Genomic DNA, 24,982 nt, shown 5'->3' on the forward strand with positions numbered 1-24,982 from the left:
CACGGGGGCGGGTGGGAAAAGGCTGGATCCGTCCTTCTCGTCGCTGTCGTTGTTTCGATGACGCCGGTGCCACTCCTCGCGGGTGTCGTACCGGCTGCCGGGAAAGCCGCGAGCCTGGCGGGGGCCGGCTCGCGGGCATCCCGTCCGGTTGTCCCTGATGTCGGCTCGGGGGCCGGGGTGGCCCATGGGCGTTTGGTCTATTTTGTCGGCGATGGCATGCTCTTTCCCGGGACTCGGCCTCCCACGGTCCGGCGCCTGCCCCGCCCCTCGTACGGCGGGGAGCGGGTCCGGGCGGGTCCGTACCTGGGAGGAGCACGATGGCTGTCACGGCGCCGCGGCCCGGCGACCCCGCGAGCCTTGGCCCGTACACGATCGAGGCCAGGCTCGGTGAGGGCGGGCAGGGCACGGTCTACCTCGGCCGCGACCCGGCCGGTGAGCGCGTCGCGGTCAAGGTGCTGCACCCGAGGTTCGCCGCCGACCGGGTCGCGAGGGCGCGCTTCGAGCGGGAGATCGCCGTCGCCCGGCAGATCGCCGAGTTCTGCACCGCCCGGGTGCTCGACGCGGGGGAGAGCGGCGACCACCTCTACGTGGTGAGCGAGTTCATCGACGGGCCGTCGCTGCAGCAGGCCGTCGAGAGCGAGGGGCCGCGCGACGGCGCCGCCCTGCAGCGCATCGCGATCAGCACGGCCACCGCGCTCGTCGCCATCCACCAGGCGGGGATCGCGCACCGCGACTTCAAACCGGCCAACGTGCTCCTCGGCTTCGACGGCCCGCGCGTCATCGACTTCGGCGTCTCCAAGGCGCTCGACGCCGGGCTCGCCCAGACCAGCGGCGCCTTCGGGACCCCGACCTACATGTCGCCCGAGCAGATCCACGGCCAGCCCGCCGCCGCACCCTCGGACGTGTTCAGCTGGGCGGTGACGATGGTGTTCGCCGCCACAGGCAGCCCCGCGTTCGGCCGGGACACCATCCCGGCCGTGCTCCACCGCATCCTCACCGCCGAGCCCGACCTGTCGGGGGTGCCCGAAGGGCTGCGGCCGCTGCTGGGCGCCTGCCTGGCCAAGTCACCCGCCGACCGGCCGGTCGCCCCCGACCTGCTGTTCCGGCTGATCCGCCAGCCGTCGGCGGGCGTCACCCCGCCGCCGTCCCCGTCCCCGTCCCCGTCTCCGTCCCCGACGCCACCGCAGGCCGGGCACCCGGTACGGGACCAGGCGTCCCCCGGGTGGGGTACCGAATCCCGGCAGCCGCTTTCCCCGTCGCCGGCCGAGCCGTCATCCCCGCGGTCGTCCCAGCCGCCGTCCCGGTCGCCGTCGCCGCCCGGACGGAGCACCGCGCCCTCGCGGCCGTCGTACGCCGGGCGGTCACCGATCGGTCCGGACGCCGCCCCGGAGCAGTGGCGCCCCGAAGGGCCGGGGGGACCGGCCTTTCCCGGTGACGGGCGGAAGGGGTCCGCCGACGAGACCGTGCCGGGCGGGGCCGGACGATCGCGCCCGTGGTGGATCGGCGCCGCCGTCGCCGTCTCCGCCGTGGCGGTCGCCGCGGGCGTCTTCGTGCTCCCGCCGCTGACGGCGGGTACCGGGGATGAGCCCGCGGACCCCACCCCCGTCGCGCTGGCCGGATCTCCTCCGGCCTCCAGCGGATCCCCCTCACCCGGCGAGTCGTCCGTACCGCCCACCGCTTCGCCGTCCCCCGCGGCCACCCCCACCTCGGTCACCGGGGACTGGAGGAGCGCGCCGGTCGGCGGCCCGCTGCGCGGCCATCGCGACGACCTCCAGACGGTGGCGATCGCCCGGGTCGGCGGCAGATCCGTGATCGTCTCCGGCGCCAACGACCGCACCGTCCGCCTGTGGGACCTGGCGACCCGCAGGCCGCTGGCCACGCTCACCGGGCACACCAACTGGGTGCGCTCCGTCGCGGTCACCGAGCTGGACGGCAGGACGATCGCGGTGTCTGGCGGCGACGACGGCACCGTACGCCGCTGGGACCTCGCCGCCCGCAAGCCGCTCGGCAAGGCCATCGACGCCGCCGTGCCCGTCTTCTCCCTCGCCCTCGCCGCCCTCGACGGCGAGCCCGTCGTGGTGACCGGAGGCCGCGACGGGAGCCTGCACGTGTGGGACCTGAGGACGGGCAAGGCGATCGGCAAGGCCCGCCGCGCCTCCGACGGCGCCGTGTTCGGCCTGGCCGCCGCCGAGCTCGACGGCGAGCCCGTCGTGTTCACCGGCGGCGGTGACGGTACGGTGCGCCGCTGGCCGCTCCGCTCCGGGCCCGGTGAGACGCTCCTCACCCAGCGCGGCCAGGTCAGCGTCGTCACCACGGCCGAGCTGGACGGCAGGCTCGTGGTGCTGTCCGCCGGGGGCGCGCGGGACATCCACATCGACGACGCCGCGGGCGGCGGTGAGGCACGCCCGCCCATCCGGGACCACAGTGGCTGGGTCTACTCCCTGGCCGTCGGCCGGGTGGGGTCGCTCACCGTCGTCGTCTCCGGCAGCAACGACGCCACCGCGCAGGTCCACGACCTCGACACCGGGAAGCGGGCGGGGCGGCCGTTCAAGGCCCACGACCACAACGTGTTCGCCGCCGCGGTGGCCGAGCTCGACGGGAGTCCCGTCGCGGTCACCGGAGGCGGCGACGACACCGTCCGCGTCTGGCGCCTGCGCTGACCGGTCTCCGGCCATCGGGCCTCCGTCTCGATCCTCGCGTCGGGGAAGAGCCAGCGGACGAGGGGATCGTTCATGAACGCCTCGGTCAGGATGTCCGGCACCATCTGCCGGTCCGCGTCGTCCGCCCGCCGCACGGATGCGTACGGTGTATCGACTGCCATGGGTACAGCGTATTGAGACGGTCGTAAAAACGGTCATATTTCGTGAGTTCAGCACGTCGAAGTGCGCTGGTACGGAGAGATTGAACTAGTACACTCTCGACCGGTACCAACCTCACCGGGAGAGGGGCCCCTTCATGCCGCCGTCGGCGCAGCGACCGGAACCGCCGTACCGGCAGATCGTCGAGGAGATCCGTGCCCGGATCCTGGCCGGCGACCTGAGGCCCGGGGATCGGGTGCCGTCCGTCCGGGAGATCGCCCGGCGGTGGGGCGTCGCGGTCGCGACCGCGACCAGGGTGACGGCCACCCTCCGCGACGAGGGACTGGTCGAGACGAGGGTCGGCGCCGGCACGGTGGTCGGCGCCCTCACGGGCCGGACGCGGCCGGTCGTCGTGCCCCCTCCCCCCGGACCACGGCGGGCCGGCGTTCCCAAGCGGGCACTGGACCGGAGGCGGACTCTCCGCGCGGCCATCGCGATCGCCGACACCGAGGGACTCGACGCCGTGTCCATGCGGCGGCTCGCGGCCGAGTTCGGGGTCGGCCCGATGTCGCTGTACCGGCACGTCGCGAGCAAGGAGGAGCTGGTGACGCAGATGACCGACGAGGTCTTCGGCGAACCGGAGCTGCCCGTCCCGGGGCCGGACGGCTGGCGGGCCAAGCTCGAACTCGTCTCCCGCCTGCAGTGGGAGCTGTACCGGCGACACCCCTGGCTGCCCAGGGCCGTCTCGCTCATCCGCCCGTCGCTGGCGCCCAGCGTGATGGAGCACACCGAGTGGACCCTGCGCGCGCTCGACGGGCTCGGGCTGCCCATGACGACCCGGATCCGCGAGGCGCTCACGCTGCCCGCGCTGGTCCTCGGCGTCGCGCTGCCCATGGCGGACGAGGTCGAGGCCGAGCAGGAGACCGGTGTGACGCTCGACCGCTGGTGGCTGGCCCGGCGGGAACGGGCCGACGAGCTTCTCGACTCCGGGCGGTTCCCGCTGCTGGCCACGCTCACCGGGGAGGAGGTGCCGGACGTGGACGGATTGTTCGAGTACAGCCTCGCGCGCCATCTCGACGGTTTCGCCGCCCTGGTGGAGCGGGCACGCCCGTAGTCCCGTCCTCGGCTCAGGCGGCTCCCAGCAGGGCGATGACGGACAGGGTGCCCAGGGACAGGACGCTGGAGACGAGGATGGCGTCGCGGGGCAGGTCCGTGGAACGGCCGTACTCGGCGGCGTACACGAACGTGTTCTGCGCGGTGGGGAGACCTGCGAACAGGACGGCCGAGAAGAGCGCCGGGCCGTCGAGGCGCAGGAGGAAGCGCCCGACCAGGAAGGCCACCAGCGGCTGGAGCAGCAGCTTGAACGTCACCGCCGGTGCCGTCGCGCGCCAGGAGACGGCCGAGCCGTTCAGGGACATGCCCAGCGAGAAGAGCGCCAGGGGCACCGCGGCGCCGCCGAGGATCTCCAGGGGCCGCAGCGCGAGGTCCGGAAGCCGCCAGCCGAGGGCAGACACGGCAAGGCCGAGGAAGGAGGCGATCACGATCGGCGTCCGCAGCGGGGCGAGGAACGACGCGCCCCCGGCGCCGAGGCCGAGGAAGATCAGCGGGGAGACCATCAGGACCTGGAAGATCAGGACCGACACCACGAACGTCGCGTCGTTCAGGACGTACAGGCCGACGGGGATGCCGAGGTTGCCGGCGTTGACGTAGGACGACGACATCGCGGTGAGCACCCGTTCCGGCAGCTCGCCGCGGGACAGCGCGAGCGCGAGCAGGCCGGCGGCGAAGGTGCTGACCGCGAAGGCGAGCAGCGGTCCAGGCTGGATCCGGTCGAGCGGGGTACGGCTGAGCGTCGTGAACAGCACCGCGGGCATCGCGACGGTGAACGCGAACCGCGTCAGCGCCTGCCGGGCCTGGTCGCTCGCCCATCCGAACCGGGCGGCGAGCCAGCCGAGGGCGCCGATAAACCAGATCGGGATGAATGCCGCGATAACCGACTGCACCCGGCACACCGTATCCGGGCCGTCGCGCCTCCCGGCGAGTGCGGCGGCTCGGCGACCTGCCCGCCGCCCGACGCCACGCCCAGCGGGTGGGTCCTGGAGTCGCGGCCGACCGGCCGCACCCGCCAATGAGCCTTGCCCGGCGTATTGCCGTCGGCCGGTCGACCGAGTATTGCCGTCGGCCGGTCGACCGATTTCGGTGAACGGGAAATCGCTCCCACGATCATTGCACTGGACTTGCGGACGGTTGATAATTCTGATCGCGAAGGCGTCCGACGTGTCCGTGACCGTGCCGGTCATTCTTTGTCGCCCATTCACAGGAGGTTTCGTGAAGGTCAGCGTCGTCATTCCAGCCTTCAACGTGCGGAGCAAGTTGCGCCTGTTGCTGTACACCCTCGCGCACAGCGTGCTCGATCCGGAGGACTCCTTCGAGCTCGTCGTCGCCGACGACGGCTCCACCGACGGCACCGGCGAGATGGTCGCCGAGCTGGCGGACCGTGACAACCTGACCTACCTCTACCTTCCGCGCACCGATCGGTCGAGCCGGGCGGCCGCCCGTAACGCGGCCATCGCCAAGGCCACCGGGGAGCTCGTCGTCATGGTCGACGCCGACACGGTGGTCGGGCCGACCTATCTCGCCGAACACGTCCGCTATCACCGGCTCAGGAATGATCTCGTCGTGATCGGCCCCCGCCCGGACCTCGGAGACGGAGACTTCGACGAGGAGCGCCTCAGCCGCGAATTCACCTTCGACGCCATGCCCGCCGTCGCCTGGGGTGATCCGCGGGAGAAGGTGCTGGCCGAATTCTCGGGCAACATGAACCGGCTCGCCATCTGCTGGCATCTCCTTTTCACCTGCAACGCCTCGGTGCGCGCCGAGCACCTGCGCCGGCTCGGCGGTTTCGACGAGGCGTTTCTCGGCTGGGGACTTGAGGACACCGACCTGGGATATCGGCTGCGGCAGGCGGGACTGGCCTTCGCCTTCAACGTCTCGGCCGTGGCCTACCACCAGCGGCGCCGGGGGATAGACGCCGGAATGTACGGCGACTGGGTCCGCAATCTCGCCTACATGACGGCCAAGCATCAAGCGCCCGAAGTGGCGATCCAGTCGATCGTCGGCCTGGCCATGAACCCGGCCGGCCCGCGGATCGGCTGGGTGGAGGCGATGCGCTGCTTCGAGTCCGCCGCGCGGGCCCTCGAAGGCCGGCTGCCGGTGCCCGTCACCTACCGGCTCGTGGTGGTCGAGGAGGACACGGTCGACGCCGCGACGGCGGAGCTGGCGGCCCGCGGTGCGACGAGCGATCTTCTCGTCATCGACGAGACCCGCGGCGCCGAGCTGGCCGGCCTGGTCCAGTGCGTCGACACCCCCGGCGAGCTGCTCTACTTCCACCGGCCGTCGGAGACGCGGCGAGCCGAGATCCTCAGCCGCTACCCGGTGGCCGGCGGATGACCCGCGCCGGTCGAAGGCCGGCGCGGGTCAGGTGAAGGTCAGCGCCAGGAGTCAGCGCCAGGAGTCGGTGCGGGTCGCGGTGCCGCCCGAGGGGGTGGTGAAGGAGCGGTTGGGGTCGCTCTCCCAGGTCACCGAGCCGTCGGGGTTCTTCTTGATGTACTTGTACTGGATCGCCGTGCCGGGCGGCAGGTTCACCGTGGCCCGCCAGACCGGGTACGCGGCCGACGACAGGGCGACGGCGTTCGCCGGGTTCCAGGAGCCGAGCTGGGAGACGTTGCCGACGACGAAGACATTCTGGCCCCAGTTCGTGGTGACGGTGGCGTTGAACGTGGTGGCGACCTGGCCGGGGTTGGGCGTCGGGGTCGGGCTGGGGCCGGAGGCGCCGGTGTGGATGGCGACCGCGCCCTTCGCGGGGACGGTCACCGAGGCCGAGCCGCCCGAGCCGACGGTCACCGAGCCGCCGCCCGCGACGTTGGCGTAGGTCCCGGCGGGCAGGCCGGTGGAGAAGGTGCGGGTGACGCTCCCGCCCTCGTTGTTGATCGCGACCCAGCCCTTCGCGCCCCGGCTGAAGGCGATCACGTTGTTGCCGTTGTCGTACCAGTTGCCGACCGCGGTGCCCTGGACGGCGCGGTTGAAGCCGACCATGCCGTTCATCTGGCGGTGGAAGCAGGTCCACTGGCCGTTGCCGCAGTTGGCGTCGGTGGCGAAGCCGCCGTTGGCCGACGGCGGTCCGGCCTCGGCGTTGCTCCAGGTGAACCCGGAGTAGACCCTCGGGGTGCCGTACGGCCAGGCGAGCATGAAGACGTTGGCCAGCCGGTAGGCGTCTCCGTACTTGTAGTTCATGGTCGAGCCGTTGCGCTCGGTGTCGTGGTTGTCGATGAACACCACGGCCTTGTCGCTGGGCACCGACAGGCCCCAGCTCTGCCCGAAGGACTGCAGGTTCCTGATCTGGCCGCCGTTGAACTGCTCCTTGAGCTTGCGGCCGTACACGAACTCGTGCACGTCGCCGATGCCGGTGTACTGGCTCGGGCTGATCGCCTCGCCGTCGCCCTGGATGACCTCCTGGTGGATGTACGGCGAGCCGGTGAGCCTGCCCTTGATCGCGGCGAGGTCGCCGGGGTTGATGTGCTTGGCGGCGTCGACGCGGAAGCCGTCCACGCCCAGGGAGGTCAGCTTGTTGAGGTAGCCCGCGATCTGGTCGCGGACGTACTCGGAGCCGGTGTTGAGGTCGGCCAGGCCGACCAGCTCGCAGTTCTGCACCCGCCAGCCGTCGTTGACGTAGTCGGAGCCGTTGATCCCGCAGGTGGGGGAGTGGAAGTCGGCGGCGGAGTAGAGGCCGGGGTAGTTGTACTTGCCGAAGGCGTAGCCGCCGTAGCTGCTGCTGCCCTGTCCCGTCATGTGGTTGACGACGGCGTCCGCGTGGACCTTGAGCCCGGCGGAGTGGCAGGCGTTCACCATGTTCCTGAACGCGTTCTCGTCACCGAACTTGCTGGTGAGGGTGTAGCGGGCGGGCTGGTAGACGTCCCACCAGACCGCGCCGCCCCGCGACATCGAGTCGCTCGGCGGGGAGACCTGCACGGCGGCGTACCCGGCCGGGCCGAGCACGTCGGTGCACTCCCTGGCGACGGAGTTCCAGTTCCAGTTCCACAGCTTGACGATCGGGCCGGGGGTGGGCGGCGCGGCCTGGGCCGGGGCGCCCAGCACGCCGGGCACCAGCACGGCGGCGCTCACCAGAGCGCTTAACGCCGTGGCAACGACGACTCTGTAGGGTTTCATGAGTGGGGGGCCTCCAGGATCGATGGACGGGTTCCCTGGCCGGGCCGGGTGCTGCAACACCCGGCCCGGCCGTCTTTCCGGGGTACGGGGGAGTCAGGGCTGGACGAAGACGGCGACCGTGCGGGCCGGGACCGTCAGCGTGCCCGTGGCGGAGTCGAACGCCGACCGCTTCACGACGGCGTCGTCGCCGGACGTCTGGACGGGGTGGAGCGTCACCTGGGCGCCCTTCAGCGCGGCGACGGTCTGCGGCCGTGCCTCGGGGGTCGCGTTGAAGACGACGGTGACCGACTTCCAGCGCGGGTCGATCCCCGTGGCGTCCAGGTGCATGGTCACGACCCCCGGGGTCTCCGAGGTGCCGCCGGTCGGGAAGGTGACGCGCCTCTGCACCTCGGCTAGGGTGGCGAGGCCGAAGACCGGTGAGGAGGAGCGGATCCTCAGCAGCTCCCCGTACCGGGCGCGGGCCGCGCCGATCGCCGCGCAGTCCGGCTTCAGCGCCGGGTCGCCGAGCAGCGGCCTGGCGTACTGCCACTTGTCCTCGTTGTCGGGCCTCGGGGGGAGCCCGGCGCCGAAGCCGTTGCCCGCCGAGCAGTCCCACAGCAGCCGGTTGAACCAGTCGCCCGAGTCGTAGGAGTTGCGGTCGAGCGACTTGGACCGCAGCCGCTCGCTGCCCGCGTGCACGAACGAGGTGCCCTGACCGAGGACGGCCGTGGCCAGCGAGAGCGACTGCATCCGCACCCGGTCGGCCATCGCGGTCGCCGGTGGCAGCTTGTACGCCAGCGCGTCGAACAGCGTCTCGTTGTCGTGGGCGTCCACGTAGGTGACGATCTCGCCCGGCGCGGCGGCGTACCCGGCCGGAGAGCCGTTGTAGCTCACCTCCGAGCCCTTGACGAGCCTGCCGTCGGAGGCGGTGAAGGTGTAGTCGCGGAGGTTCCCGGCGAGCCCGACCTTGATCAGGTCGTGGTAGTTCAGCAGCCGGGACCGCTGCTGCGCCTCGTCGCCGTTCGCCGGTGAGCCGTTGGGCGCCCCGGCGAGCCCCGAGCCGAAGCCCTGCACGCGGGGGTCGGCGTCGAACGGGCCGCCGCCGCGCACCGCGTCGCGCAGCCGGTCGCTGAAGGTGCCGATCCCGGTCCCGGCCATGTTGGCCTGGGTGGCCTGCTCGAAGCGGGCGTCGTCGGCGACCTCGCCGAAGTTCCAGCCCTCCCCGTACAGGATGATCGACTTTCCGTCGACGCCGTCGCGGGCGACGGTCAGCTTGTCGAGTGCCGCGCGGACCGCGACCATGTTCGCCTTCGGGTGGTGGCCCATCAGGTCGAACCTGAAGCCGTCCACCTTGTACTCGCGGGCCCAGGTGACGATGGAGTCGACGACGAGCCTGCCCATCATGGCGTGCTCGGGCGCGGTGTTGGCGCAGCAGGTGGAGGTGGCGATCGTGCCGTCGTCGAGCAGCCGGTGGTAGTAGCCGGGGACGAGGCGGTCGAGCACCGAGGTGGGGTCCTGGCCGGAGGCGTGGGTGTGGTTGTAGACCACGTCCATCACGACCCGCAGCCCGGCCTGGTTCAGCCCGCCGACCATGCCGCGGAACTCCCTGATCCGCGACGACCCGTCGGGCTCGGAGGCGTAGGAGCCCTCGGGCACGGTGTAGTGCAGCGGGTCGTAACCCCAGTTGAAGGAGTCCTTCGCCGCCGTCCTCGCGACGCAGGCCTGCTGCTCCTCGGAGTCGGGGGGCATCGAGGCGAGGTCGCAATCGGGCTCGGTCCGGTCGGCCCTCCTCTCGGGAACGGTCGCCATGTCGAAGACGGGCAGCAGGTGCACGTGGGTGAGCCCGTCTCCGGCCAGCCCGCGCAGCTCCCTCATCCCCGCCGAGTCGCGGGTGAACGCGGCGTACGTGCCGCGCTCGGCGGCCGGGACGGTCGTGTCGGAGGCGGAGAAGTCGCGCACGTGCAGTTCGTAGATCGACGCCTTCTGCTGCGCCACGGCCTTCGGCTTGGCCAGCGAGGACCAGCCGTCGGGGCGCAGCGCCCGGTCGGACAGGTCGGCGAGCTGGCTACGTCCCGAGCCCGCCGACAGCGACAGGCTGTAGGGGTCGGTCACCTCGTTGACGACCACCTTCCCCTCGCCCGGCACGTAGACCGTGACCAGGAAGGTGTAGTAGCGGTCCTTCCAGTCCCGCTGTCCCCGCACCGACCAGACGCCGGTCTCGTCGTCGCGGCGCATGGCGTGGACGGTACGGGCGCCGCCGGAGGAGTTCCGGTAGAGGGCGAGCTCGACCTTGCCCGCGGTCGGCGCCCAGACCGACAGCCCGGGTGTGCCGCCGCTCCAGGAGGGCCCGAGGCCGGCGGTCGCGGCCCTGGGGTACAGATCGTCGAGCAGGCCGGGGAACTGCACGCCGGTGGCGGCGAGCAGCGCGCCCGAGGCGTCGCGCTCGACGGCCACGAGCTGGCCCCGGACGGCCTCCCGCACCAGGTCGGCGTCACGCGGGTCGACGGTGAACGCGGCGTGCCCGGCCAGGTGCGGCCACTTCGCCTTCTGCGCCTCGGTCAGCGCGCCGGGCGCGAGACGGATCAGCCTGAGGTCGCCGGTCAGGTCACCCTTGTCGTAGGCGATGCCGCCCTTGGCGGAGAAGGCGAGGGAGTAGCGGTTCGCGGTGGCGGGGTCGATCTTCCAGGCGACCGTGGTCCGGTCGATCCAGTGCGCCGACGACTTCGACAGGTCGGCGTCGGCCCCGCGCGCCGAGGGCTGGGGCAGCAGGTAGCCCTCGGTCGCCGCGACCCGCCACGCCTCGTGGCCGGTCGACGTCAGGTCCAGCGACTGGTTGTCCGGCAGGTCCTTGGTGTCGCCCTTGTGGATGATGTAGTTCACGGTCTTGGCCCCCTCGGTCAGGGGGACGCGGAAGTGAACGCCGAACCCGTCCTCGCCCGCGGGCCGGAGCGGCGCGCCCCACTCGGTGGGATTCGCCACGTCGCCCCACAGGTGCAGTCCCCAGCCGTCGTAATTCCCGTCCGGCCGGTGGTAATGCAGGATCGCGACGTTCTCGGCCGCCGCCCGGGTCGGATGGGCCTTCGCCACGCCCGAGGCGACGTACGCGTCCGGCTGCGCCGCCGGGGTGAACGACTGGTCGGGCCCGGGGTCCTTGGTGTCGCCCTTGTGCACGATGAAGTTCGCCGGGAGGGCGGCGTCCTTCAGCGGCACCTTCCAGAACGCGCCGTAGGAGTCGACGCCGTCCGGCGGGCGCGGCGCGGCCCAGTCGGTGGGCACCCCGTCGGCGAGCCCGTCGCCCCACAGGTGCAGTCCCCAGCCGTCGTAGTTCCCGTCCGGGCGGCCGTAGTGGACGGTCGCGTACCCCTGGGCCGCCGCGCGGGACAGGTAGGTGTCCGGTTTCCCCTTCGCCAGCCAGACCTCGCCGTTCCTGGCGGGGTTCACGACCCGGTCGCCGCCGTCCTTCTCGTCGCCCTTGTGGGCGATGATCCCGACGCTGGTGGCACCGGGCTTGAGCTTGATCCAGGCGAAGCGGCCGTAGGAGTCCTCGCCGGTCAGCGGGAGCGGGGTGGCCCACTCGGTCGGGTTCTCCACGTCGCCCCAGACGTGCAGGCCCCAGCCGTCGTAGTCTCCGGCGTTCTCCCGCTGGTAGTGCACGACGAGCCAGTCGCGCTTGACCGCGCCGGGCTCCTCGGGGGCGGGCTCGGCGCCGACGGTCGCCTGCGCGACCGCCGAGGCGAACCGGCCCGCGGAGTCCTTCACCACGGCCTTGTACGAGACCTTCGTGCCCGCCGCGATGCCCCGGAGGTCGTGGAAGACCCTGAAGGTACGGCTTGAAGGGGCGTCGTCGGTGCCGATCACCTTCCAGGCGCCGTCGCCGGCCTTGGCGGCGAAGGTGACCTGGTCGAAGCCGGTGCCCGGCACGGTCGCGACGACCGGGATCCGGCCGTCCTCGGCGGTGCCCCTGATCTCGGCCCCGGGGAGGGTGATCGAGACGGCCGGGGCCGTGGCCGGCGCCTTGAGCTTGGCGGGCGCCTTGTAGACCACCGCCGACAGGGCGGGGACGGTGAGCGCCAGCCTGGTGTCCGTGCCGGTGGTGAGGGTGGCGGCGCCCTCGCCGTACACCTTCGTGAAGGCCGCGCCCGCCGAGAAGGTGGGCACGCTCGCGGTCGCGGGCCGCTCGGCGTTGTTGACCGCGACCAGGTACTCGACCTGCCGGGTGGCGCCGATCCTGGAGAAGGCGTAGACGCCGCCGGAGACCAGCCGCTCGATCTGGGCGCCGTCGGCGAGGGCCGGGTGGGCGTCGCGCAGCGCGGCGAGGGCGGAGATGCCCCGGTAGAGCGGGTGGGTGGGGACGAAGTTGTCCCTGGCGTGGGTGGAGTCGGTGCCGATCAGGTCGTCGCTCAGGTAGCTCTCGGTCCTGGAGGCGAACATGGACGCGCGGGCGTCCTGGTCGCCGCCCTTGCCGGTGAAGCCCTGCTCGTCGCCGTAGTAGACGACCGGCTGGCCACGGGTGAGGTACATCAGCTCGTGGGCGAGCAGGTCCCTGCGCAGCAGCTCCGAGTCGGGGGCGCCCGGGTTGTCCTGGGCGACGAAACGGCCGATGCGGCCCATGTCGTGGTTGCCGAGGAAGGTCGGCAGCGACGACGCGTTGCCGTCGGCGTCGGTGTGGTAGTCGTCGCCCGCGTACAGCCGGGCGAGCCTGGAGGCGTCCGCCGTGCCGCCGCCGAAGGAGCGGGCGGCCTCCTGGAACGGGAAGTCCAGGGTGGCGTTCATCGCGCCCCGGGTGGAGTAGCGGCTGGTGAAGGACGGCTCGCCGGAGTAGACCTCGCCGAACATGAAGAACCGCTTGTTGCCCTGCTGGGCCGCGTAGCCGCGCAGCGCCGGGGAGAACTTCTCCCAGAACTCCATGTTCACGTGCTTGGCGGTGTCGATGCGGAAGCCGTCGAGGCCGGTCTCGCGCACCCACGTCTTGTAGATGTCGGTCATGCCCTTGACGACCTCGGGCCGCTCGGTCCACAGGTCGTCGAGGCCGAAGAAGTCGCCGTACTCGTCGTTCTCGCCGCCGCTGAAGGTGGAGTCGCCCCGGTTGTGGTACATCGTCGGGTCGTTCAGCCAGGACGGGGTCTTCGCGTTCCTCGGCGCGACCGGCGTGTACGGGAACGAGCCGGTGTCCACCTTCGGGAAGGTGTCCCTGCCCGCGAAGTCGCGGTCGTCGAACGGCACGCCACGGGTGTCGACGTAGGGGTAGGCGCCCTTGGAGCGATACGAGTACGTCTTCTCCGTGTAGTCGACCACGTCGGCCGTGTGGTTGGTGATGATGTCGAAGAAGACCTTCATCCCGCGCCGGTGGGCCTCGCGCACCAGCTCCCTCATCTGGGCGTTCGTCCCCAGGTGCGGGTCGATCCTGGTGAAGTCGGTGATCCAGTAGCCGTGGTACCCGGCGGAGACGTTCGCGCCGGTGCCCTGCACGGGACGGTTCACGAACGCCGGGGTGATCCAGATCGCGGTGCTGCCCAGGTTCTTGACGTAGTCGAGCTTTCCGAGCAGGCCCTTGAGGTCGCCGCCCTGGTAGAAGCCCTTGTGCGCCGGGTCGAAGCCGGTGGCGAGCCGGTCGCCCGACAGGCCGCCCCGGTCGTTGCCGGTGTCGCCGTTGGCGAACCGGTCGGTCATCGCGAAGTAGAAGCGCTCGCGGCTCAGGTCGGCGCGGAGCGCGTCGCGCGCGAGGTCCCGGTCGGAGGGCTCGGCGGTACGGCTGAGCGCGGACACCACGGGGCTCGGCTCTGTGGCGCGGCTGAGCGCGGACACCGTCGGGCTCGGCGGGGAGGCCGGTACGAGAGTCGTGGAGACAGGTACGGAGAGGGGCGCGGACGCGGCGGCGGGGAGCGGGGCGGCGGCGAGAGGGGTGGCGACCAGGGTCGCCGCGAGCGCGGCCCCCGTCAGGAAGGTCGTTCTCGCGCGCCGTGGGAGGAGCGGCCAGACCACGGAGGGCCTCCACGGGAGTTGTTTCGAGGGTATTGCCCGGAAGTTACTCACTGGGAATGGTCTGTGCAATCCCTTGCGGCAATTTTCTGAATCCCGGCAATTCATGCCCGTCCGGAAGGGGACCCAATCGGTTGCCCAAAACGTACAAATAGCGATTTTTCGGCACTAAGAGGGTGATATGACCGCTTGCCGGTCGAGCGGGAAAGTGGGATGACTCCTCGGCTTTGGGGGGCTTTGTAACGACTTTGCAGACTCTTGCAGAAACTTCTTCCAATGAGGTTCACGTCGGCGTAACGTCCGGCGTACTCCAGACCCGGCCGGACGGCTCATCGGTCCCGGCCGCCCCCCGAACACGAGGAGAAGAACATGCGGCGAGCCTTCTCGGCCGCGACGATTGTCGCGGCCCTCGCCCTGGCGGTCTCCGCCTGTGGTGGCGGTGACGCCGGTACGGCGGCCCCCGCCCAGCCCGCGGCGACGGACCCGTCGAAGATCAGCGGTGAGATCACCTGGTGGGACACCGTCAGGCCGGACAGCGAGGGCCCGACGTTCCAGGCGCTCATCGAGGACTTCCAGGCGAAGTACCCGGGCATCAAGGTCAAGTACGTCAACGTCCCCTCCGACCAGGCGCAGAACCAGTTCCAGACCGCGGCGCAGGCGGGCGCGGGGGCGCCGGACGTGATCCGCTCCGAGGTCGCCTGGACCTCCCAGTTCGCCTCCCTCGGCTACCTCCAGCCGCTGGAGGGCACCCGCGCGGTGGAGAACGAGGCCGACTTCCTGCCGGGGCCGCTGAGCAGCACCAAGTACGACGGCAAGACGTACGCCGTCCCGCAGGTCACCGACACCCTCGCGCTCCTCTACAACAAGCGGCTCCTGGCGGAGGCCGGGCACGAGAAGGCCCCCACCACGGTCGAGGAGCTCAAGCGGGCCGCGCTCGACGTCAAGGAGAAGACCGGGAAGAACGGCCTCGCCCTCAACGTCGACTCCTACTTCCTGCTGCCCTTCATGTACGGCGAGGGCGGCGACCTCCTCGACGTGCGGAACAAGAAGATCACCGTCAACTCCCCGGCGAACGTGAAGGCGATGGCCACCGTCGCCGACCTGATCACCTCCGGCGCCGCGCCCAAGCCCGCGATCCAGGACAGCTACGCCAACGCGATGACCGCCCTCAAGGACGGCAAGGCCGCGATGATCTACAACGGCCCGTGGGCGCTGTCGGAGATCTACCAGGGCAAGGAGTTCAAGGACAAGGAGAACCTGGGCATCGCCCCCGTCCCGGCGGGCTCGGTCAAGGCCGGAGCCCCCACCGGCGGCTGGAACCTGGCCATCTACGCCGGCTCCAAGAACCTGGACGCCTCCTACGAGTTCGTCCGCTTCATGAGCACCCCCGAGTCCCAGGCGAAGGTGGCCAAGGAGATCAGCCTCCTGCCGACCCGCGTCTCCGCGTACGACAACCCCGACGTGCAGGGCAACAAGGACGTCGCCGTCTTCAAGCCCATCATGGACACCGCGACCGCCCGGCCGTGGATCCCCGAGGGCGGCCAGCTCTTCCAGCCGCTCCTTGAGGGCTACCAGTCGCTCGTGGGCGGCACGGCGAGTCCCGAGGACATGCTCAAGAAGGTCGACGGCCAGTACCGAGGCATCTTCAAGGACTGGAGCTGACCCGTGGCGCTCTCGACTGGGCGTGTGAACAGCACGGCCAGGGACCGGGCCGCGGGCGCCGACGGCGCCCGCGGCCGGGGCCGCCCGCCCGGCGGCCCGTTCCGGCGGGCGATGGGCACGCACTGGTACGCCTGGGCCATGGTCGCCCCGGTGATCCTGGTCACCGGCCTGCTGGTCGGCTGGCCGCTGGCCAGGGGCGTCTACCTCTCGCTGACCGACGCCACCGAGGCCAACATCGGCCGGACGATCGGCGTCAACGTCATCCCCTCGACGTACGAGTTCACCTGGTTCGACAACTACGTCGCGATCCTGACCAGCGGGTTGTTCTGGGAGAAGCTGACCTGGACGGTCGTGTGGACCGTCGCCTGCGTGGCGTTCCACTACGGCCTGGGCCTCGGCCTGGCCATGCTGCTCAACCGCGAACTCAGGTTCCGCTCGGCCTACCGGCTGCTGCTCATCCTGCCGTGGGCGATCCCGGGCTTCGTCTCGGCGTTCATCTGGCGCTACCTCTACAACAGCGACTTCGGCGTGATCAACGCGATGCTGCGGGCCGCGGGACTGGGCGCGGTCGGCTGGCTCGACGACCCGACCACCGCGAAGATCGCGGTCATCGCGGTCAACGTCTGGATGGGCGTGCCGTTCATGATGGTCGCCGTGCTGGGCGGGCTCCAGTCGATCCCCGGTGAGCTGTACGAGGCGGCCGAGGTCGACGGCGCCACGCCGTGGCAGCGCTTCCGCTTCATCACGGTTCCCGGCCTGCGTACCGTGTCGAGCACGGTCGTCCTGCTGGGCACGATCTGGACGTTCAACATGTTCCCGGTGATCTACCTGATCAGCGGGGGAGGGCCGGGCAGCTCCACCGAGATCCTGGTCACCTACGCCTTCCGCGAGGCCTTCACCGGCGTCCGCAACTACTCCAACTCCGCGGCGTGGGGAGTGATCATCCTCCTGCTCCTCGTCGTGCTGGCCGTGGTCTACCGGCGCTCGCTGCGCAAGCAAGGGGAGGTCTGGTGAGCACCGTCACCACCACCGGGCGTGTCCGGAGGCGCGGCGAACGCGGTGCGGGGAAGTCGATCCTGCTGCACGCGACCCTGCTCGCCGCGGTCGTCACCTCGGTGTTCCCGATCGTCTGGCTGGTCCTGACCTCGCTCAAGCCGCGCGACGGCTGGCTCTCCAGCGAGCTGGAGATCTTCAACCAGCCCTCGCTGGACAACTACGTCCGGGTGCTCACCGAGACGCGGTTCCCGACCTGGCTGCTCAACTCGGTGATCGTCGCCGGGCTGACCACGGTCATCGGCGTCTTCCTCGCCTCCACGACCGGGTACGCCATCAGCCGCTTCCGCTTCCCCGGCTACCGGGGGGTGATGTGGATGCTGCTCGTCACCCAGATGTTCCCGGTGGCGATCCTGATAGTGCCCCTCTACAACCTGATGGCGGGCCTCGGGCTGCTCAACCAGATCCCCGGGCTGGTCATCGCCTACATGACGGTGGCGGTGCCGTTCTGCGCGTGGATGATGAAGAGCTACTTCGACTCCATCCCGCGCGAGATCGACCAGGCGGGACTCGTCGACGGCCTCACGCCGTTCGGCGCGTTCTGGCGGGTCATCCTGCCGCTGGCCAGGCCGAGCCTCGCCGTCACCGCGTTCTACTCGTTCATGACGGCCTGGGGCGAGGTCGCCTACGCCACCGTGTTCATGTCGCAGGAGGAGAAGCGCACGCTCGGCATCGGGCTCCAGCAGTTCGTCGGCCAGCACTGGTCGGACTGGGGCCTGCTCACCGCGGCGGCGGTGCTGATCGCGGTCCCGGCGGCGGTCGTCTTCCTGCTCGTCCAGCGGCACCTGGTCACCGGGCTCACCGCCGGTGCCACGAAGTCGTAACACCGTTGTGCTACTACGTCCTGATATGTCGTCTGATCGGGGGATTTGATATGACCGAGCTTGCCCGGAGCGACCGGGGTGCCGGGACCGCCACCCGATGGTGGCGGGACGCGGTGATCTACCAGGTCTACGTGCGCAGCTTCGCCGACGGCAACGGCGACGGCGTGGGGGACCTGCTCGGCGTGCGCGGCAGGCTCCCGTACCTCGCGGACCTCGGGGTCGACGCGGTCTGGCTCACCCCGTTCTTCACCTCGCCGATGGCCGACTTCGGCTACGACGTGGCCGACTACCGGGACGTGGACCCGATCTTCGGGTCGCTGGCCGACGCCGGGGCGCTGATCGACGACGCGCACCGGCACGGCCTGCGGGTCATCGTGGACGTGGTGCCCAACCACACCTCCGACCGGCACGCCTGGTTCCTGGAGGCCCTCGCCGCGCCCCCCGGGGACCCCGCGCGGGAGCGCTACCTCTTCCGCGAGGGCCGGGGCGCCGGAGGGGAGCTGCCGCCCAACGACTGGGAGTCGGTCTTCGGCGGCCCCGCGTGGACCCGGCTGCCCGACGGCGAGTGGTACCTCCACCTGTTCGCCCCACAGCAGCCCGACCTGAACTGGGAGAACCCCGAGGTCCACGCGGAGTTCGAGTCGATCCTGCGGTTCTGGCTCGACATGGGGGTCGACGGCTTCCGCGTCGACGTCGCCCACGGCATGGTCAAGGCCGACGGCCTGCCCGACGTCGGCCACCCCGACCAGGTCGGGATGATCGGCACCGAGGTGGTGCCGTTCTTCGACCAGGACGGCGTGCACGAGATCCACCGGGCCTGGCGCAGGCTGCTCGACTCCTACCCCGGGGAGCGGATCGGCGTCGCCGAGGCGTGGGCGCCGTCCTCGCTGCGGCTGGCCAACTACGTCCGCCCCGACGAGATGCACCAGGCGTTCAACTTCCAGTTCCTCGTCGCGCCCTGGGAGGCCGTCGCGTTCCGCGCGGTCATCCAGGAGTCGCTGACGACGGCCGGGCTGGTCGGCGCGCCCTGCACCTGGGTCCTTTCCAACCACGACGTCAAGCGCCACCTCACCCGGTACGGCGGCGGCGAGGCCGGCCTGCGCCGCTCCCGCGCCGCCGCCCTGCTCACGCTCTCCCTGCCCGGCTCGGCCTACGTCTACCAGGGGGAGGAGCTCGGGCTGCCCGAGGTCCTCGACCTGCCCGAGGAGTTCCTGCGCGACCCGCAGCGCCTGCGCGACCCCGACGACGGCCGCGACGGCTGCCGGGTGCCGCTCCCGTGGGCCGACGGCGAGCCGCACTTCGGCTTCAGCCTGCCCGGCGCCGAGGGGACCTGGCTGCCCATGCCGCCCTCCTGGGGGCCGCTCAGCGTCGCCTCCCAGCTCGGCGACCCGGTCTCCACGCTGAACCTCTACCGGGAGGCGCTGCGGATCAGGCGCGAGCGCCGCTCCTTCGACGACGCCCCGCTGACCTGGCTCGACTCCCCGGATGGCACTCTCGCCTTCTCCAGGGGCGACGGGTTCGCCTGCACGGTCAACCTCACCGGCGAGCCCGTGGAGCTACCCGCACCCGGGCGGATCCTGCTCGCCAGCGCGGAGACGGCCGTCGAGGGCGGCGTGGCGCGGCTCGCCCCCGACTCCGCCGTCTGGTGGGAACCCGATGCCGCATAGCACCCTCGGTCACGGCGGCACCGGCACCGCGAGGCTGACCGACATCGCCGCGCAGGCCGGGGTGAGCGAGGCCACGGTCAGCCGGGTGCTCAACGGCAAGCCGGGCGTCTCGGCCGTGACCCGGCAGGCGGTGCTGACGGCCCTGGACCTGATGGGGTACGAGCGTCCTCAGCGGCTGCGCCAGCGCAGCAACGGGCTGATCGGCCTCGTCACCCCGGAGCTGGACAACCCGATCTTCCCGGCCTTCGCCCAGGCGTTCGAGAAGACGCTCACCCAGCACGGCTACACGCCGGTCCTCTGCACCCAGCTGCCGGGCGGGGCGGTCGAGGACGAGTTCACCGAGCTGCTCGTGGAGCGCGGGGTGAGCGGCATCATCTTCGTCTCCGGGCTGCACGCGGACATCACCGCCCGCTCGGACCGCTACACCCAGCTGATCGGGCAGGGCGTGCCGATCGTCCTGCTCAACGGGCACGCCGCCGACGTGCCCGCCCCGTTCATCTCCCCGGACGACCGGGCCGCCGCCCGGCTCGCCGTGCAGCACCTGGTCGACCTCGGCCACGAGCGCATCGGCCTCGCCGTCGGCCCCGGCCGGTTCGTGCCGGTGATCAGGAAGATCGAGGGCTACCGGCAGGCCATGTCCCAGCTGCTCGGCGTCACGGACGTCGACGGGCTGATCTCGCACTCGCTGTTCTCCGTGGAGGGCGGCCAGGTCGCGACCGCGCAGCTGCTGGAACGCGGCTGCACGGGGATCGTGTGCGCCTCGGACCTGATGGCGCTGGGCGCGATCCGGGCCTGCCGCGACCGGGGACTGTCGGTGCCGGGAGATGTGTCGGTGGTGGGGTTCGACGACTCGCCGCTGATCGCGTTCACCGACCCGCCGCTCACCACCGTGCGCCAGCCCGTGCAGCCGATGGTCACCGCCGCCGTGCACACCCTCCTGGAGGCCGTCGCCGGGGCGCCCGGCCAGCACTCCGAGCTGATCTTCCAGCCGGAACTCATCGTGCGGGGCTCGACGGGATCGGGACCCAAGATCGTCCGTTGATCGCCCCCGTCCGCCGGGAGACGATCACCCGGTGGCTCGGCGAGGCGGGTCGTCACGGACCGCGGGAGTATATCCTGACGCGCTCCCCGGCCCACCTCCTGACCGTCGCCACCAGGGCGTGAACCGCGCGGACGGCGACCGGGAACCCCGGCCCCGCGCCGCCTCCCGGCCCCGAAGCCGCCGCCTCCCGGCCCGCCGGAGCGAGGCGGAGGTAACGGTCGGCTGTGCGTCCTTCGCTCGGATCGCTGAGTGAACCCCGGGTGTGCGAAGATCTGCGCTGACGTACTGGCGGTGACGGCGATGGAGCGTACCAGGATGGACTCGACGAGGCTGTGGGCCGCTCCCGCGGCGGGGGCTCTCTTGGCGGGAGGCATGATCGTCGCCGTGCCCGGGGCCACCGCGTCCGCGGCGGGCACCGTCTACTACGTCGACTCCAGGTCGGGCGACGACTCCGCCGCCGGGACCTCGGCCGCCACGGCCTGGCGCAGCCTGGACAACGTCAACGCCGCCACCCTGGGCCCCGGCGACACCGTGCGCCTCAAGCGCGGCGGCGGCTGGCCGGGCGCGCTGACGCTGTCCGGCAAGGGCACCGCCGCCAGCCCCATCTCGGTCGAGCCGTACGGCAAGGGCGCGGCCCCGAGGATCAGCGGCAGGGACGCCGCCTGCGTGGTGATCTCGGGCTCCTACGTGCGGGTCGTGGGGGTGCGGGCGAGCAACTGCCAGTGGGCCGGATTCGAGGTCGGCGGCAGCCGCAACGAGCTCGACCGCGTCATCGCCGACCGCAACATCACCGGGGTCCACTTCATCGGCGCGCGCAACGTCGTCAAGAACAGCGTCCTGAGCGACAACAACCGGATGAGCGTCAACGACGAGGGCGGCGACGACGACTCCGGCGCGTTCGGCGTGCTGCTCAACGGCGACGACAACCTCGTCACCGGAAACACGATCACCGGCAGCTACGCGAGCAGCAAGGACTACGGCACCGACGGCGCCGCCGTCGAGGTGTTCAACGGCGACCGCAACCGGATCACCCACAACGTCGCCAGGGACAACGAGACCTTCGTCGAGCTCGGCGCGCAGAAGGGCAAGACCGCCGGGGGCAACGTCTTCGCCCACAACGTGGTCACCTCCTCGCGCAGGGGCTCCTTCCTCGTCACCCGGGGCCCCGGCCACGTGGTCGGGCCGGTGAAGGGCACCGTCGCGGTGCACAACTCGGTCTATCTGCCCGCCCGCAAGACCCTCGGCTGGGCCTGCCACGACGGCTGCTCCCCGGGGATCCTGAAGCTGCGCAACAACATCATCGTGGTCGGCGGCGAGGTGGGCTTCGAGGACGGCAAGGGGGCCGACGAGGACGCCGGCGTCTACAAGGGCCGCTCCCTGAAGTTCAAGCTGGGCCGCAAGTCGATCGTGGCCGACCCCCGCTTCAGGAGCCGGACGGACCTGCGCCTGCGTCCCGGCTCCCCGGCGCTCGGCCGGGGCGTCAAGCTCGGCCCCACCTGGTACGGAGGGGCGGGCCTGGCCCGTGACCTCTCCGGTGCCGCGCTGTCCGCGGCCCCCGCCGCCGGGGCCTACCAGTCCTGATTTTTACGTATTTCAGGCTTTATTCTGGACATCTCCCCGGAACCTTCGTGAAACCTGGCTAGGACAGTCTGGTCGCAGAGCGAGGTGATCGACATGATGTTGCGGCTACGTGTTTCCTTCCCCGACAGGCCGGGCGCCCTGGGGCAGGCGGCCCGGGTGCTCGGCACGCTGGGTGCGGACATCCTCCAGGTGACGGTCCTGGAACGCGAGGTGGGCCGGGCGGTGGACGACTTCACCGTCTCCTGGCCCGGCACCGTGGACGCGGAGACGGTCAAGGACCGCCTCTCGGGCGTCCCGGGAATGCGCGTCGAGGGTGTCTGGCCCACTCGAGAGATACCCGGCACCGCGCCCGACTACGACCTGCTGAAACACGTCGCCGCCGATCCCGGCAGGGCCTTCGCCACCCTCGTGGACGCCATGCCCGACCTGGTGAGCGCCGAGTGGGCGGTGGTCCTGTCGCCGGAGAGCGAGGATCTCGTCCACCGCAGCTGGCAGGCCCCGGTGACCCTCGACGAGACGGGTGGTCTCGTCGGCGTCAAGGTGGCGGACCTCGCCACGCTACGTCCCGCCGTCCTCGGTTCCGGGCGGCACCAGCTGATGAGCCTCCCGGTGCCGGAGACGAACCGGCAGCTGGTCCTGGCCAGGACCGACGGCCCGCCCTTCCACCGCGCGGAGCTGGACCGTGCCATCCGCGTCCTGGAGATCGTCTCCATCATGAGCCGCGCTTCGTGAGTAACCGCGCTCCATGAGTGCCTGCGTCTCCCGAGTGCCCGCGTTTCCGATATGTCGGTTATTGGGTAGGAAGGCTAGGAGTGGCTCGGCGCCACCTTCCGTGACCGCGCCTCCCCGTCCGTCGTGCCCGGTCCCGCCCGCCGAGGGCGGCCGGGTCCGCCCGGCGGGACGGTGGCCGTCGCGCACACCCGCATCAGATCTCCCCCCGATGGACGCCGCTGGTCGTATCGGTACCGGGCCCCCGCGGGTCCGCGAGGAGGGCAGCCTGATGTCTGAGCGCCACCACGTCGTGACGACGACCCTGGTAGGGACCCTGGTGGGACTCTGCCTGGGAGCGAGTACGGCCTGCGGGGGTGGGAGCGGGACCGTGACGGGCGCCGTTCTCGCGGCCCCGGCGCGGGGCCTCGACCTCGCGCGAAGTCCGGGTCCCGGACAGAGCGCCGAACCCGGCGCGAGCGCCACGCCGAGTCCCGGTTCCAGTTCCGGTTCCGGTTCGCCCGAGAGCGCCGCGCCCGTACCGGAGGGGTTCAAGCGGATCGGGGGGCCCGCCAACGGCGTCACCGTCGCGATCCCGAAGGAGTGGGTCGCGCTCGACCTGACCAAGGACGACCTCGACAAGGGGCTGAAGAACAGCGGCCTGACGGGCCCCACGCTGGAACAGGCGAAGAAGAGCCTGCAGACCCTGGTCGACAACAACGGCATCTGGGCGTCGGACACCGGCTCGGCGAAGGGCTCCAGGAACGGCTTCCCCACCAACCTCAACGCCTTCTGCCAGGCAGGGCGGCAGATCTCGACGGAACAGCTGCTCAGGGAGACCAGATCCCAGCTGGAACAGCTCAACGCCAAGGTCGTCGAGACGAGGAAGGTGCGGATCGGCTCCAGGGACGCGGCGCGGATCGTCTACTCGTTCCGGACCAACGGCGTCGACGTCCGGGGCACCCAGTACTACGTGCCGGTCGCGGACAGGACCTGCATCGTCACGCTCAGCACCGACACCGAGGGCAAGCAGGAGCTGTTCGACAGGATCGGCGAGACCATCAGGCCGGTCTGACCGTCCCGCCTCGCCGTCGCGGCGGTTCCGGGCGGGTACCGGGGGCCGGGTGGGACCGAGGTGGATCGGGGGTGGGGCCCGGGGCGGTGTCGCGTCAGCGCTGCGGCGGGTCGATGCGGGCGCCGTCCATGGTGAAGAGCATCAGGCGGGTGACGTCGACCCCCACCCGGGCGGGCTCCCCGGCCCGCCAGACGGGGCGGGACCCCAGGCGGACGATGAGATCGGCCCGGCGGTGGTTGCCGCCGACCTGCTCCTGCGCCTGCTGCGGCTCGGCGTCCTCGTCGAACGCGCCACCGGGCATCAGCCGCCGCAGGACCGAGCGGATCCGCCCGCCGACGAGGGGGACGCCCAGGCCGTTGGCCTTGTGCCGGGGGTCGGGGGGCTCGGGCACCGCCACGGAGGTGAGCCCGCTCTCGACGTAGGCGAGCCACTCGTGGCCGTGGTACTCCAGGGCGCGGACGCGGCCGAGGAAGGTCGGCCCGTCGAAGCTGTCGGGAACCGGCGCGAGGCAGTCCGGCCGCAGGCCGACGATGATCTGGTGGCCCACGTGCTGGGAGATGACGTACGCCCTGGGATCGGTCCAGGGAATCATGATCTGGTGCGGGCCGAAGTCCAGCAGGATGAACTGGTTCTGCGGGGTGCGCACGGTGGCCGCGAGCAGGTTGATCTGCTGGGAGCTGAGGAAGGCCGCGGTGAAGGCGGTCGCGGGGTCGTTGTAGACCTGGGCGGGAGTGCCGACGTCCTGCAGGACGCCGCGGTTCATGATGGCGATCCGGTCGGCGAGCGTGAGGGCCTCGACCTGGTCGTGCGTCACGTAGATCGTGGTCACCCCGAGGGAGCGGACCAGCGACGAGATCTCCATCCGGAGCTCGGTGCGCATGCCCGCGTCCAGGTTGGAGAGCGGCTCGTCCATCAGGAAGAGCGAGGGCTGGCGGACGATCGCGCGGCCCATCGCCACGCGCTGGCGCTGGCCACCGGAGAGCGTTCCGGGTCGCCTTTCCAGGGTCTCGTCGATGTGCAGCGCCTTCGACAGCTCCGTCACGCGCTCCCTGACCATCGCCGGGTCGGCCTTCGCGATCTCCAGGGGGAAGGCGATGTTGCCGCGTACCGTCCGGTGCGGGTAGAGCGCGCCGTTCTGGAACACCATGGCCACGTCGCGGTCGCGGGGGGCGAGCTCGTTGGCGAGCGTGCCGCCCAGCCACAGGTCCCCGTCGGTGACCTCCTCCAGACCGGCGATCATCCGCAACAGGGTGGACTTACCGCAGCCCGAGGGGCCCAGGAGTACGAGAAACTCCCCGTTTTCCGCGCGCAGGCTCATGCGGTCGACCGCGAGGTATCCGCCCGGGTATACCTTGCTCACGTTGTCGAGGACGACGGTACTCATGCGC

15 protein-coding genes are annotated in these 24,982 nt (G+C 71.3%); 11 read left to right on the forward strand and 4 right to left on the reverse strand.

Annotated features, from left to right (window positions below; translation table 11 throughout):
- The first annotated feature begins 317 nt into the window (after positions 1–317).
- Both ACSC1Q_RS05765 and ACSC1Q_RS05770 read left to right on the forward strand, forming a co-directional pair.
- On the forward strand, positions 318–2,660 hold the full coding sequence (locus ACSC1Q_RS05765) for a WD40 repeat domain-containing serine/threonine protein kinase (RefSeq protein ID WP_436757595.1): 2,343 nt from the start codon (positions 318–320) through the stop codon (positions 2,658–2,660).
- A gap of 295 nt (positions 2,661–2,955) precedes the next feature.
- Positions 2,956–3,912, forward strand: a complete 957-nt coding sequence (locus ACSC1Q_RS05770) for a GntR family transcriptional regulator (protein WP_436757596.1) — start codon at positions 2,956–2,958, stop codon at positions 3,910–3,912.
- 13 nt (positions 3,913–3,925) lie between these two features.
- Here the strand turns inward: ACSC1Q_RS05770 and ACSC1Q_RS05775 are convergent, their stop codons facing one another.
- Positions 3,926–4,801, reverse strand: a complete 876-nt coding sequence (locus ACSC1Q_RS05775; RefSeq protein WP_436757597.1) for an AEC family transporter — start codon at positions 4,799–4,801, stop codon at positions 3,926–3,928.
- Between the two features lie 325 nt (positions 4,802–5,126).
- Between ACSC1Q_RS05775 and ACSC1Q_RS05780 the strand changes: the two genes are divergently transcribed.
- Complete coding sequence (locus ACSC1Q_RS05780) at positions 5,127–6,248, forward strand: glycosyltransferase family 2 protein (RefSeq protein ID WP_436757598.1); 1,122 nt, start codon at positions 5,127–5,129, stop codon at positions 6,246–6,248.
- A gap of 51 nt (positions 6,249–6,299) precedes the next feature.
- On the opposite strand, the gene ACSC1Q_RS05785 is transcribed toward ACSC1Q_RS05780, so the two are convergent.
- Positions 6,300–8,024 (reverse strand): carbohydrate-binding module family 20 domain-containing protein, encoded by a 1,725-nt coding sequence (locus ACSC1Q_RS05785; RefSeq protein ID WP_436757599.1) that lies wholly within the window; start codon positions 8,022–8,024, stop codon positions 6,300–6,302.
- Between the two features lie 93 nt (positions 8,025–8,117).
- On the reverse strand, positions 8,118–13,985 hold the full coding sequence (pulA, locus tag ACSC1Q_RS05790; protein ID WP_436757600.1) for a pullulanase-type alpha-1,6-glucosidase: 5,868 nt from the start codon (positions 13,983–13,985) through the stop codon (positions 8,118–8,120).
- A gap of 366 nt (positions 13,986–14,351) precedes the next feature.
- Between pulA and ACSC1Q_RS05795 the strand changes: the two genes are divergently transcribed.
- The 8 genes from ACSC1Q_RS05795 to ACSC1Q_RS05830 all read left to right on the forward strand — a co-directional run bounded on the left by ACSC1Q_RS05795 (position 14,352) and on the right by ACSC1Q_RS05830 (position 23,594).
- Complete coding sequence (locus tag ACSC1Q_RS05795; RefSeq protein ID WP_436757601.1) at positions 14,352–15,644, forward strand: extracellular solute-binding protein; 1,293 nt, start codon at positions 14,352–14,354, stop codon at positions 15,642–15,644.
- A gap of 24 nt (positions 15,645–15,668) precedes the next feature.
- A complete protein-coding gene (locus ACSC1Q_RS05800; RefSeq protein WP_436757602.1) occupies positions 15,669–16,658 on the forward strand; it encodes a carbohydrate ABC transporter permease in 990 nt (329 codons plus the stop codon).
- Positions 16,655–17,521 (forward strand): sugar ABC transporter permease, encoded by an 867-nt coding sequence (locus ACSC1Q_RS05805; RefSeq protein WP_436757603.1) that lies wholly within the window; start codon positions 16,655–16,657, stop codon positions 17,519–17,521. The genes ACSC1Q_RS05800 and ACSC1Q_RS05805 overlap by 4 nt, the downstream gene beginning before the upstream one ends.
- Before the next feature lie 50 nt (positions 17,522–17,571).
- On the forward strand, positions 17,572–19,188 hold the full coding sequence (locus ACSC1Q_RS05810; RefSeq protein WP_436757604.1) for a glycoside hydrolase family 13 protein: 1,617 nt from the start codon (positions 17,572–17,574) through the stop codon (positions 19,186–19,188).
- Complete coding sequence (locus ACSC1Q_RS05815; RefSeq protein ID WP_436757605.1) at positions 19,178–20,230, forward strand: LacI family DNA-binding transcriptional regulator; 1,053 nt, start codon at positions 19,178–19,180, stop codon at positions 20,228–20,230. The genes ACSC1Q_RS05810 and ACSC1Q_RS05815 overlap by 11 nt, the downstream gene beginning before the upstream one ends.
- A gap of 315 nt (positions 20,231–20,545) precedes the next feature.
- Positions 20,546–21,811, forward strand: a complete 1,266-nt coding sequence (locus ACSC1Q_RS05820; protein ID WP_436757606.1) for a right-handed parallel beta-helix repeat-containing protein — start codon at positions 20,546–20,548, stop codon at positions 21,809–21,811.
- Between the two features lie 93 nt (positions 21,812–21,904).
- Positions 21,905–22,543 carry an ACT domain-containing protein gene (locus ACSC1Q_RS05825; protein ID WP_436757607.1) on the forward strand — a complete coding sequence of 213 codons (639 nt, stop codon included), beginning with the start codon at positions 21,905–21,907 and terminating at the stop codon, positions 22,541–22,543.
- 268 nt (positions 22,544–22,811) lie between these two features.
- On the forward strand, positions 22,812–23,594 hold the full coding sequence (locus ACSC1Q_RS05830) for a hypothetical protein (RefSeq protein ID WP_436757608.1): 783 nt from the start codon (positions 22,812–22,814) through the stop codon (positions 23,592–23,594).
- Positions 23,595–23,688: 94 nt separating this feature from the next.
- Here ACSC1Q_RS05830 and ACSC1Q_RS05835 read toward each other — a convergent pair whose 3' ends face one another.
- A complete protein-coding gene (locus ACSC1Q_RS05835) occupies positions 23,689–24,978 on the reverse strand; it encodes an ABC transporter ATP-binding protein (protein WP_436757609.1) in 1,290 nt (429 codons plus the stop codon).
- Between the last annotated feature and the right edge of the window lie 4 nt (positions 24,979–24,982).

Origin of the sequence: Streptosporangium heterodermiicola, assembly GCF_051390675.1 — a bacterium.
Classification (GTDB): domain Bacteria; phylum Actinomycetota; class Actinomycetes; order Streptosporangiales; family Streptosporangiaceae; genus Streptosporangium.

Bases quoted from the DNA above. Each gene is read 5' to 3' on its own strand.
- ACSC1Q_RS05765 (WP_436757595.1), top strand. From the start codon at position 318: ATGGCTGTCACGGCGCCGCGGCCCGGCGACCCCGCGAGCCTTGGCCCG.
- ACSC1Q_RS05770 (WP_436757596.1), top strand. From the start codon at position 2,956: ATGCCGCCGTCGGCGCAGCGACCGGAACCGCCGTACCGGCAGATCGTC.
- ACSC1Q_RS05785 (WP_436757599.1), bottom strand. From the start codon at position 8,024: ATGAAACCCTACAGAGTCGTCGTTGCCACGGCGTTAAGCGCTCTGGTG.
- ACSC1Q_RS05795 (WP_436757601.1), top strand. From the start codon at position 14,352: ATGCGGCGAGCCTTCTCGGCCGCGACGATTGTCGCGGCCCTCGCCCTG.
- ACSC1Q_RS05810 (WP_436757604.1), top strand. From the start codon at position 17,572: ATGACCGAGCTTGCCCGGAGCGACCGGGGTGCCGGGACCGCCACCCGA.
- ACSC1Q_RS05815 (WP_436757605.1), top strand. From the start codon at position 19,178: ATGCCGCATAGCACCCTCGGTCACGGCGGCACCGGCACCGCGAGGCTG.
- ACSC1Q_RS05820 (WP_436757606.1), top strand. From the start codon at position 20,546: ATGGACTCGACGAGGCTGTGGGCCGCTCCCGCGGCGGGGGCTCTCTTG.
- ACSC1Q_RS05825 (WP_436757607.1), top strand. From the start codon at position 21,905: ATGATGTTGCGGCTACGTGTTTCCTTCCCCGACAGGCCGGGCGCCCTG.
- ACSC1Q_RS05830 (WP_436757608.1), top strand. From the start codon at position 22,812: ATGTCTGAGCGCCACCACGTCGTGACGACGACCCTGGTAGGGACCCTG.
- ACSC1Q_RS05835 (WP_436757609.1), bottom strand. From the start codon at position 24,978: ATGAGTACCGTCGTCCTCGACAACGTGAGCAAGGTATACCCGGGCGGA.